Annotated in this window: 2 protein-coding genes; both read left to right on the top strand. The window is 64.4% G+C overall.

The genetic code is table 11. The annotated features are described in order from the left end of the window. A partial coding sequence (locus ACIP5Y_RS47910) for a beta-ketoacyl reductase (RefSeq protein WP_400360519.1) occupies positions 1–1879 on the top strand: 1879 nt, incomplete at its 5' end. 33 nt (positions 1880–1912) lie between these two features. Beyond that, positions 1913–8697 (top strand): SDR family NAD(P)-dependent oxidoreductase (locus tag ACIP5Y_RS47905; protein ID WP_400360518.1); only part of this gene is annotated, 6785 nt, incomplete at its 3' end.

The following is an 8697-nucleotide window of genomic DNA, read 5'->3' as shown; positions in this document are numbered from 1 at the left end:
TCGGGAAACCGAGGTCCAGCAGTGGGGCTACAGCGACAGCTGGGTCACGGTCGACGAACTACCCGCTGAGTCACAGTCGGTTATCGCGGTCGTACCAGCCGGCGTACATGACCCGTGGATTGCGGCGGTACTGGATGCGCTCGGTCCGAACACCATTGTCACCTCTGCTGATGTGGGACTCCCCTCTAAGATTGCGGGGTATTCGCGAGTCGTGTCGCTGCTACCAGTACATGGTGAGGACGACGCTGCCACGATCCTCCGGATCTTGCAGGCGGTAAGCGAATCGGGTGCGTGTATATGGGTGGTGACCCGCGGTGCGGTTGCTGCACAGTTCGGCGACAAGGTTTCTAACGCCTGGCCAAGCGCTGTTTGGGGCCTCGGCCGGGTAGCCGCACTCGAACTACCTGGGTCGTGGGGTGGCCTGGTGGATCTGCCCGAAGAACTGAACGAGGCTGCCTTGTCGAGGCTGCCCGGGGTCTTCGGTACCAGTGAAGATCAGGTCGCTGTTCGCTCCGGCGGGGTGCTGGCACGTCGTCTCACTCACCGACCACTGCAGGGTTCCGCGCGGCCGTGGTGCACAAGCGGCACAGCGTTGATCACCGGGGGCACCGGGGGCCTTGGCAGTTACGTGGCGCGATGGGTAGTCGAACGTGGTGCCGAGCACGTCATTCTGTTATCTCGGCGCGGCCCTGATGCGTCAGACGCCCACGAGCTGCGTGCCGAGTTGGAGGCCGCTGGAGCCGGGGTAACTATTCTCGCGGGCGATGTCGCCGACCGGGCGGTGTTAATCGAAGCGCTGGCGGCAGTGCCTGACACAGCACCGCTGCGGACCATCGTGCACGCGGCAGGCGTCGGCAATGCGTTGACGCCGCTGACTGAGCTGACTGACGATCAGCTCGCGGCCGAACTAAAGGTTAAGACCGTCGGTGCTCTGTTATTGGACGAGCTGACGGCCGACTTTGCGCTGGACGCCTTCGTCTTGTTCTCTTCCGGCGCCGCGTCGTGGGGTGGCGCTGGGCAAGGTGGATATGCGGCCGGGAATGCCACTTTGGACGGTCTCGCGCAGTACCGGCGCTCTCGAGGCAGGGTGGCGACCTCGATCGCCTGGGGTACCTGGGCTGACGCTGGCATGGTGGTCGGCGATTCCGAGCACTCCCGTTACCTGGCACGCCTGGGCGTCCATCCCATGCGGCCTGAATTGGGAGTCATGGCGCTCCAGCGAGCGCTGGAACAGTATGAGATTTCGATGACGGTGGCCGACGTTGACTGGTCGCGTCTGGTCCCCGCGTTCACAGTGGTGCGGCCGAGTAAATTGTTTGACCTCATCCCAGAGGCGGCCACCCCAGTCAACGAGCAAGACACAGGCGCGGCTGAGGAGTTGTCGGCATTGTCGGCTGAGCAGCGCCGTGACCGGCTGACCGAGCTCGTCTGCGACCATGCCGCCGCAGTGCTGGGCCACGGCAGCAGCCGGGACATCGTCTCTGAACGGTCGTTCCGGGACGCTGGGTTCGACTCGCTGACCGCAGTTGAGTTCCGCAATCAAGTGCAAGCTGTCACTGGTCTCAGCTTGCCCGCGACGCTGGTTTTCGATTACCCGACCCCGGCGCGCCTGATCGATCACCTCGACATCTCGCTGTCCACCGGTTCCAATGCGGCCGAAGATTTCGTACGGCTGCGCAACCGGCTGCGAGCGCTCGCAACGGATCCGGCCGCACGCAGCGACGTTGAACTAATGGTCCAGGAGCTGCGCGAGCTGCTCAGCGCCGGGGTGTCAGCGGCAGACAGTGACCTTGACGGTGCGACTGACGATCAGCTGTTCTCCATGGTCGCTGAGGGCAGCACCTGGATGGTCGAGACGCCGCCCGCCCGTGATCACTAATGACCAACCGATACAGCGAAGGTGCAGCATCTCATGGCCGATGAAGACCAGCTCCGTGCCTACCTCAAGCAAGCCGTGGCAAACTCCCGCGAAGTGCAGCGTCAGCTCGAGGAGCTGAAGGACAAGCTCGCTGAGCCGCTGGCCATCGTCGGCATGGCGTGCCGTTATCCCGGGGGGGTTGCCGGTGCCGCAGACCTCTGGAATCTCGTTGCGTCCGGAACGGACGCGGTGACCAGGTTCCCGACGGACCGTGGCTGGGACGTCGATGGTTTCTACGATCCGACCGGCAACAGGGTTGGGTGCTCGGTTACCAGAGAAGGAGGGTTCGTAGACTCTGCTGCGGACTTCGACCCTGTGTTCTTTGGCATCTCGCCTCGTGAAGCACTCGCTATGGACCCGCAACAGCGGTTGTTCCTCGAAGTCGCGTGGGAAGCGCTGGAGCACGCCGGGATTGACCCCCTGACGCTGGCCGGGTCCTCGACCGGGGTATTTGTCGGCGCCGGGTCGTCGGGCTATCACGAGGCGGTTCGCGGGCTGGAAGAAACCGAGAACCACCGGCTCACCAGTGGGTTGCTCAGCGTGATCTCCGGACGCGTGTCCTACGTCCTGGGCTTGGAAGGCCCGGCGGTGACTGTTGACACCGCATGCTCGTCGTCACTGGTCGCGATCCACTGGGCCAGTCAATCGCTGCGATTGGGTGAGTGTTCACTTGCGGTCGCCGGCGGGGTTAACGTCATGGTGCACCCGGACGGTTTCTTTGAATTCACTCGCCAGGGTGGGCTCGCCCCAGACGGCCGCTGCAAGGCGTTCGCCGAGTCCGCTGACGGAACAGGATGGTCCGAAGGCGCCGGGGTAGTAATTTTGGAGCGCCTCTCGGACGCGCGCCGCAATGGGCATGAGGTGCTGGCGTTGGTGCGGTCGTCAGCGGTGAACCAGGATGGTGCGTCGAACGGGTTGACCGCGCCGAACGGGCCCTCTCAGCGGCGTGTAATCCGCCAGGCCCTTGACGCGGCGAGTTTGCTGCCCATTGATGTCGATGTAGTCGAAGCGCACGGTACTGGTACCGAACTGGGTGACCCGATCGAGGCACAAGCGCTGCTATCGACCTACGGGTTCGACCGCCCAATTGATCGGCCGCTGTGGCTCGGTTCGATCAAGTCGAACATCGGGCACAGTCAGGCCGCCGCCGGTGTCGCCGGTGTGATCAAAATGGTGCAGGCGATGCGCCATGGCGTTATGCCCCGCACATTGCATGTCGATCAGCCGAGCACTCACGTGGACTGGGACCAGGGCAGTGTGCGGCTAGTCACTGAAGAGCAGCCCTGGCCCGAGACTGGGCGTCCCCGGCGTGCCGGAGTTTCCTCGTTCGGCGTGTCGGGTACGAATGCGCACCTAATTCTCGAAGCCGTCCCCGTGCCAGGGGTCTCTGAGTCCGAGATGGAGGACAGGGGTGCCGGGGAACCGACTGAGACGATCTGGGCAGTTTCCGGCCGATCGGCGGCCGCGGTCACGAGCCAGGCGGTGAGGCTCCTGGAGTATGTCCGGGACGCCAAATCGCTCGTCGTCCAAAACGTCAGTTGGTCGCTGTTGCATACCAGGTCGCTGTTCGACCATCGTGCCGTGGTGACCGGCGTGAACCGCGAAGAACTCGAGTCGGGTCTAGTCGCGCTGGCAGCCGGTGAACCAGCTCGAAACATCGTCGACGGGGTCGCCGACGTCCGGGGCAAGGTCGTGTTCGTGTTCCCTGGCCAGGGGGCACAGTGGCCAGGGATGGGCGTCGAGCTGCTTGGCACGTCGCCGGTCTTTGCCGAGTCGATGCGCGAGTGCGCTGACGCCTTGTCAGAATTCGTCGACTGGTCGCTACTGGACGTTGTGCGCGATCCGGTAATGCTGGAACGGGTCGATGTTGTGCAGCCCGCGCTTTGGGCAATCATGGTGTCGTTGGCCCGTCTCTGGGAGTCCTACGGCGTCCGGCCCGCGGCCGTGCAGGGGCACTCCCAAGGCGAGATTGCAGCCGCCTGCGTTGCTGGCATGTTGACCCTGTCGGATGGCGCCCGAGTCGTGGCTCTGCGCAGCCAAGCGATCGCCGCCGAGTTGGCTGGTGACGGGGGGATGGTCGCACTACAGCTGTCGGCGGACGAGGCATGTGGGCTCTCCGAGCGATGGGGTGATCGGATTTCGATCGCCGCGGTCAATGGCCCGGGTGCAGTTGTGGTGTCCGGCGCTGCTGATGCACTCGATGAGTTGATGACACACTGCGAGGAGATTGGCGTTCACGCCAAGGCCATCCCGGTCGACTACGCATCGCATTCCTCGGCAGTCGAGCGCATCCGGGCCCGTCTCTTCCGTGACCTCGCCCCGGTCAAGCCATTGCCTGGCGTAGTGCCTATGTATTCGACTGTGACAGGAACGCTGGTCGTATGGGCCACCTTGGATGCTGAGTACTGGTACCGGAACCTGCGCGAGCGGGTTCGGTTCGAGGAGACGACTCAGGCGATGGCTGGTGCTGGATTCGCAGCGTGGGTTGAGGTGAGCCCGCACCCAGTGCTCACTGTGCCCGTCGAGGACGTACTGGCAAACCGCTCGAACGACACCGGCTTCGTGGTAACCGGGACGTTGCGCCGCAACGATGGTGGCTCGGACCGCATGCTGCTGTCAGCTGCACAGTTGTTCACACGTGGTGTACCGGTGTCGTGGGAGGGTTTGTTTGCAGACCAGACACCGCAGCGGGTGGATCTGCCGACCTATGCCTTCCAACATCAACGCTTTTGGCCATCCGGTGGCACCACGGACGCCGACGTAGCAGGTGCCGGGCTGGAGCCGATCGGACACCCGGTGCTGGGCGCGGTGCTTTCGATGCCGGACGGCCGGGTCGTATTAACCTCACGCCTTTCGGTCGGCACACAACCGTGGCTGGCTGACCACGCAGTCGGCGGGGCGATCGTTTTCCCGGGCACTGGATTTGTCGAGCTCTTGGTGCGCGCAGGTGACATGGTCGACTGCCCGCGGGTGGCGGAGCTAGTTGTGGAGGTGCCGCTGGTGCTACCCGAGCGCGGCGGAGTCCAGATACAGGTAATGGTTGACGAACCCGGCACAAGTGCCCAGGGCACCCGGCAGGTGTCGGTGTTCAGTCGTTTCGACGGTGCGACAGAGTGGGTGTGTCACGCCAGTGGTGTTCTGGCCGAGGACCCCAGTATCGCCGAGCCTGGCCCGCTGTCGGAGACATGGCCTCCCGCGGCAGTGGAGATCGACCTGGCTGGGCTGTACGAGCGGACCACCGGTGGGGAGTTCCAGTACGGGCCGTCATTCCGTGGGCTAACGCAGGTGTGGAGCAATGGCGACCAGGTGTTCGCCGACGTAGTGCTGCCCGAGGATCAGCACGGGCAGGCGTCCAGCTTCGGCATTCACCCCGCGGTCCTCGACGCTGTGCTGCACGCTTCAGCGTTTGCTGGACTGGCTCCCGCCGAGCATGGACGGTTGCCATTCAGCTTCTCCAATATTGTCCTCCATGCCACCGGTGCGACGCGGGTACGGGCGTGCCTTACCAGGACCGGACCCGAATCCCTGACAGTGGCGGTAGCCGACGCCGCGGGCGACCCCGTGATGTCGCTGGGTTCAGTGGTCCTGCGTCCGGTGACTCGGGAAGCATTCAAGCCCACGACTGTGGGGGAGCGCGACGAACTGATCCTGGGTGTGCAGTGGTCCAGTAAGCCGCTACCCACCGAACCAGTCGAGGTTGTCATAGCCGGGATCGTGACAGGTCCTGATGCTGATGGTGACGTGCGGGACGTTTCCGATGCCGGGCTGGTAGTGCTCGCGGTGTCCTGTGTGGACGATCCGGTTCCAGCCGCACACCGTTCGTGCGCGTGGGTGCTGGACCAGGTGCAGACGTGGCTGGCCGAACCGCGGTTCGGCCAGTCGCAACTGCTGGTGGTTACACGGCGTGCAGTGGCGGTTGCCGGGGATGTCGATCCCGCGGCTGCTGCGGTGTGGGGTTTGCTGTGCTCTGCGCAGGCCGAGCACCCAGACCGGATCGTTCTCGCTGACATCGCAGGGGAGTTGTCCCTGGATCTCCCTGCACTTGTGTTGGCTACCGGCGAGTCCCAGGTTGTTGTCCGAGACGACGAGATTTATATCGCCCGACTGGCCTCTCTTGATGACGGCCTCACGATTCCCGACGGCCCGGCCTGGCGACTCGAAGCGACGGGCAAGGGCACTTTGGGAGGGCTGCGGTTATTGCCGTGCGAGCTCAGCGATCTGGGTCCTGGCGATGTTCGTATCGAGGTCCACGCCGCGGGATTGAACTTCCGGGACGTGCTGAACGTGCTAGGAATGTACCCAGGGGATCCCGTTCCGTTAGGCGCCGAGGTCGCCGGCGTGGTGACCGAAGTCGGTTCAGAGGTATATGACCTGTCAATCGGCGACAGGGTCATGGGTCTGGCTGCCGGTGCATTCGCCCCGACTGTCGTGACGGACCACCGCCTGCTTGTCAGGATTCCCCGCGAGTGGTCATTCGCGGTTGCTGCGTCGGTGCCGACGGTGTTCCTGACTGCGTGGTACGGCCTGGTGGATCTAGGTGATCTCCGGCCCGGCGAGCGGGTGCTGGTCCATTCCGCAGCGGGCGGGGTGGGTATGGCCGCGGTTCAGATTGCGCAGCATCTCGGGGCTGAGGTCTATGCGACCGCCGGTGAGATGAAGTGGCCGGTGGTGCGCGACCTAGGCGTGGACCAGGCCAGGGTGGCTTCCTCGCGGTCGCTGGATTTCGCAGATGTGTTCCGAAGAGTGTCGGACGGCCGAGGCGTAGACGTCGTGCTGAACTCGCTGAGCGGTGAGTACGTGGACGCGTCGCTAGGGCTTCTGGCGGCCGGTGGACGATTCATTGAGATGGGCAAGACGGACGTACGAGATGCTGACGCGGTCGCTGCTGCTTCCGGCATCGGCTACCGGGCGTTCGACCTGATCGAGGCCGGGCCCGATCGAGTACGAGACATGCTCGCAGAGTTGCTGGTGCTTTTCGAGTCCGGCGCACTGAAGCCTTTGCCAGTCCGACAGTGGGACGTGCGTCGGGCGCCGGCAGCGTTCCGGTTCATGAGCCAGGCCAAGCATATTGGCAAAATCGTGCTTCGGGTCGGCCCGATGTTCGGAGATGGTGCAGTACTCATCACCGGTGGGACCGGCGGTCTGGCCGGTATCCTGGCCCAGCATTTGGTGGCCGAGCACGGGGTGCGCGACCTCGTGCTGGTCAGCCGCCGCGGGACTAAGGCACCGGGAGCCGACCGGTTGGCAGACAAGCTGTCTGAGCTAGGCAGCCGAGTGGAAGTGGTGGCCTGTGACGTCAGCGACCCTGAAGCGGTCGCCGGTGTGGTCGCGTCGATCGCCGATCGCACGAGGCTCGCCGGTGTAGTACACACCGCCGCAGTCCTTGACGATGGCGTCGTGTCGGCGTTAGCGCCTGAACGCTTACACCCTGTGTTGTCGCCGAAGGTAGATGCGGGGTGGAATCTGCATAACGCGACGCGAGATCTGAATTTGGATGTTTTCACTGTATTTTCGTCGATGTCCGGGCTGATCGGCGCGCCGGGCCAGGCCAACTATGCTGCCGCTAACGTTTTCATCGACGCCTTGATGGCGATCCGGCACCGCGACGGTCTACCCGCAATCTCGATGGCGTGGGGGCCGTGGACTCCGGAAGTCGGCCTTACAGGCACCCTGACGGAAGTGGAGATCGCGCGCTTACAACGATCCGGGATGCCGCCGCTGAGTGTCGCCGCAGGTATGCGGTTGTTTGACCGCGCGCTCGCGGCGGATGAGCCGCTGATCGGACTGGTGCGGGTGGACGCTGCTCGGCTTGCCGGGCAGGAGAATGTGCCGCCGATTCTCGCAGGGATCGCCGGTTCCCGGGCCCGCCGTACCGCAGCGGGTGAGGATACGGGGATTGCCGTTGGCGGCCTCGCCGGGATGACCGCGCCTCAGCAATTTGCCCACTTGCTGACGTTGGTGCGCGACCATGTGTCCGTCGTTCTGGGACATGCAAGCAGGGACGCTGTCGCGCCAACGCTCGCCTTCCGCGACGCTGGGTTCGACTCGCTGACCGCAGTAGAATTGCGCAACCGGCTGCAGACCGCAACCGGGTTGACGTTGCCCGCTACGCTCGTGTTCGATTACCCGACCGCGACCCGTTTGGCGACGTATCTAGCTACTCAGTTCGGGTCCACAGAGTCGGTATCACTGGCTGCCGGACTGGCTCCGGTCGGTGCCCACGACCCTATCGTCGTGGTCGGTATGGCATGCCGTTACCCTGGCGGCGTCGCAAGCCCGGACGATCTATGGGACCTTGCGCTTCTCGGCACCGATGCCGTCTCCGGATTTCCTAAAGATCGTGACTGGGACCTCGACCGTCTCTACGACCCGGCCGGGCGTCCGGGAACTACGGTGACCCGCGAAGGCGGTTTCCTGACGACGTCGGCGGACTTCGATGCCGGGTTCTTCGGCATCTCGCCTCGGGAGGCGCTCGCCATGGACCCGCAGCAGCGGGTGCTGCTCGAAACATCTTGGGAGGCACTGGAGCACGCGGGCATCGACCCGGTCACCCTCGGAGGCAGCCAGACTGGGGTGTTCGTCGGTAGCTACCACTCCAGTTACGGTGAACTGGTCGCTCGTTCCGACAGGTCGGCGCATGGCGCGATGATGACCGGCGGGGCCCAAAGTGTGCTCTCTGGTCGTGTGTCGTATGTGTTGGGTCTGGAGGGTCCCGCGGTCACGGTGGACACGGCATGCTCGTCGTCGCTGGTGGCGATGCACTGGGCAGCACAGTCCCT

This window comes from Nocardia sp. NPDC088792 (genome assembly GCF_044750615.1).
Lineage (GTDB): Bacteria > Actinomycetota > Actinomycetes > Mycobacteriales > Mycobacteriaceae > Nocardia.
The sequence above is the reverse complement of the archived record's forward strand: the minus strand, read 5'-3'. Positions and strand labels throughout refer to the sequence as shown.